General features: G+C 71.9%; 2 protein-coding genes. Both read left to right on the top strand.

The genetic code is table 11. The features are described 5' to 3' along the window. Positions 1-1226, top strand: a 1226-nt coding sequence (locus tag ACWCO3_RS33680) for a hypothetical protein (protein ID WP_450013988.1), incomplete at its 5' end; no start/stop codon positions are given. A 60-nt stretch (positions 1227-1286) separates the two neighbouring features. Further along, positions 1287-2706 (top strand): adenylosuccinate lyase (gene purB, locus ACWCO3_RS33675; RefSeq protein ID WP_450013986.1); only part of this gene is annotated, 1420 nt, incomplete at its 3' end.

Genomic DNA, 2706 nt, shown 5'->3' with positions numbered 1-2706 from the left:
CCACCCTGCGCGTGCAGGCGTTGGCGTTGCTGCACTTCGTCGCCCCGTACGCCGAGACGCTCGGGCCGGGTGACGGGATCTGGCCGAGCGCACCGCTGCCACCGGGCATCAACGACGGTGGTGTCCTCGGATGGCTGCTGGCGTTCGCGGTGGTCGGCTGGTGGGTGCTGGGTCAGTCGCCACGGTGGGTGGGCATGGGCCTGCTCCGCGAGCGTGGGCACCGGGCCGATCCGGCTGTCTGGCTGCTCGCCGGCACGGTCCTCGCCGGGGCCGCCACCACCTGGGTGTTCCAGCACCCGTCGATCAGTCAGATCTACTTCTGGATGGGCGTCATCCCGATCGGCGTCGTGCTGACCACCTGGTCTCTCGCTGCGGCTCGGGCGCCCTGGCCGGTGCTGGTGGTGCCCGCCGTGGCCGGCGCGTTGGCGGGGCTCGCCACCGCCGGCACGGTGGTGGGTTTCGCCGTGCCCAGGATCAGCCGGCCCGGCACCCCCACCACCTCGACGATCGAGGGGTGGTTGCGGGTCCTGGGTCTCTCGGCCGTACGGTACGTGCTGTTCGTGGCGGTTGCCGCCGCGCTCGCCATCGCAGTGGCGGCCCTGTGGCGGCGTCGCGTTTCGGCACCGGCAGCTTCGGGAGCAGGTCGTCGGCGAACGGTGACGATCGCCCTGGCCGGGGTCACCGCGGCGCTGCTCGGTGCCAGCGCCGCCGTCGTGCTGGGCGGGACGGTTCGCTCGGTGCTGACCGAGCCGGGGCCGCCGGCCACCGGACCGCAGCCGTACGCGCTGACCGTCGACGAGATGCGCGCGGCGCTGTGGCTGGACGAACACGCCGGCGACGACGACGTGGTCGCCACCAACGTCCACTGCCGGCCGGTGCGGACCACCCCGCACTGCGACGCCCGGGCTTTCTGGGTGACCGGGCTGGGCGGGCACCGCACAGTGGTCGAGAGTTGGGGCTACACCGACGCGGTGGTGGCCGCCCACGGCGTCGACAACCTGGGGTACGCCCGGCAGAACTTTCCCGATCAGGAGTTGCTCGCGCTCAACGACGGTGTGTTCACCGCGCCGACCGTCGCCGACCTGGACCGCCTCCGTACGCGGCACGGAGTCCGATGGTTGTTCGCCGACGCCAGGGCGGGAGCGGTGTCGCCGGAGCTGGCCCGGCTGGCTCAGGTTCGGCTGGTCGCCGGCGCGGTGACCGTCTACGAGCTCACCCGCTCCTGACCGCCTCGGGGTTCCGGCCCGGTCCAGGCACCGACCAGCGGGTGCGGGACAATGAGGTACGTGACGACGATCCCGAACGTGCTCGCCAACCGGTACGCCTCGCCCGAACTGGTCGCCCTCTGGTCTCCGGAGGAGAAGGTCCGGATGGAGCGGCGGCTCTGGCTCGCCGTGCTCCGCGCCCAGCGTGACCTGGGTGTCGCGGTGCCAGACGGCGTGGTCGAGGCGTACGAGCGGGTGCTCGACCAGGTGGACCTCGCCTCGATCGCGGAGCGGGAGCGGGTCACCCGGCACGACGTGAAGGCCCGGATCGAGGAGTTCAGCGCGCTCGCCGGGCACGAGCACGTGCACAAGGGCATGACCTCCCGGGATCTGACCGAGAATGTCGAGCAGCTCCAGGTGCGTGCCTCGCTGGAGCTGATCCGGGACCGCGTGGTGGCCACCCTGGCCCGCCTCGCCTTCCTGGCGTACGAGCACTCCGAGCTGGTCATGACCGGCCGTTCGCACAACGTGGCGGCGCAGGCCACCACGCTGGGCAAGCGCTTCGCGTCGGCGGCCGAGGAGCTGCTGATCGCGTACGAGCGGCTGGAGGAGTTGATCGCGCGGTACCCGTTGCGGGGGATCAAGGGCCCGGTCGGCACGGCCGCCGACCAGCTGGACCTCTTCGACGGGGACGCCGACAAGGTGGCCGAGCTGGAGCGGCGGGTGGCCGAACACCTGGGCTTCTCCCGGGTGCTGGACAGCGTCGGGCAGGTGTACCCGCGCTCGCTCGACTTCGACGTGCTGGCCGCGCTGGCGCAGACCGCCGCGGCGCCGTCGTCGTTGGCCACCACGATCCGGTTGATGGTCGGCCAGGAGTTGGCGACCGAGGGCTTCAAGCCGGGCCAGGTGGGCTCCAGCGCGATGCCGCACAAGATGAACACGCGCTCGTCGGAGCGGGTGAACGGCTTCGCGGTGATCATCCGGGGCTACCTGTCGATGGTCGGCGAGCTGGCCGGCGACCAGTGGAACGAGGGGGACGTCTCCTGCTCGGCGGTCCGTCGGGTGGCCCTGCCGGACGCGTTCTTCGCCGCCGACGGGCTGTTCCAGACGTTCCTCACCGTGCTCGACGAGTTCGGCGCGTACCCGGCGGTGATCAACCGGGAGTTGGAGCGGTTCCTGCCGTTCCTGGCCACCACCAAGATCCTGGTGGCGGCGGTCCGGCGCGGCGTGGGCCGGGAGGTCGCCCACGAGGTGATCAAGGAGCACGCGGTCGCCGTGGCCCTCGCGATGCGCGAGAAGGGCTCCCCGGAGAACGACCTGTTCGACAGGTTGGCGGCCGACGGGCGGCTCGGCCTGTCCCGCGCCGACATCGACACCCTGGTCGCCGACCGCAGCGCCTTCGTGGGCGCCGGCAGCGAGCAGGGTGGAGCCCACACGCTCGTCGTCTTCCAACGCTCCGTAACGGCGGTCTCTCTGGCGTTGATTGGCGCCAGTGGGTCGA

The organism is Micromonospora sp. NPDC002411 (genome assembly GCF_053592955.1).
The sequence above is the reverse complement of the archived record's forward strand: the minus strand, read 5'-3'. Positions and strand labels throughout refer to the sequence as shown.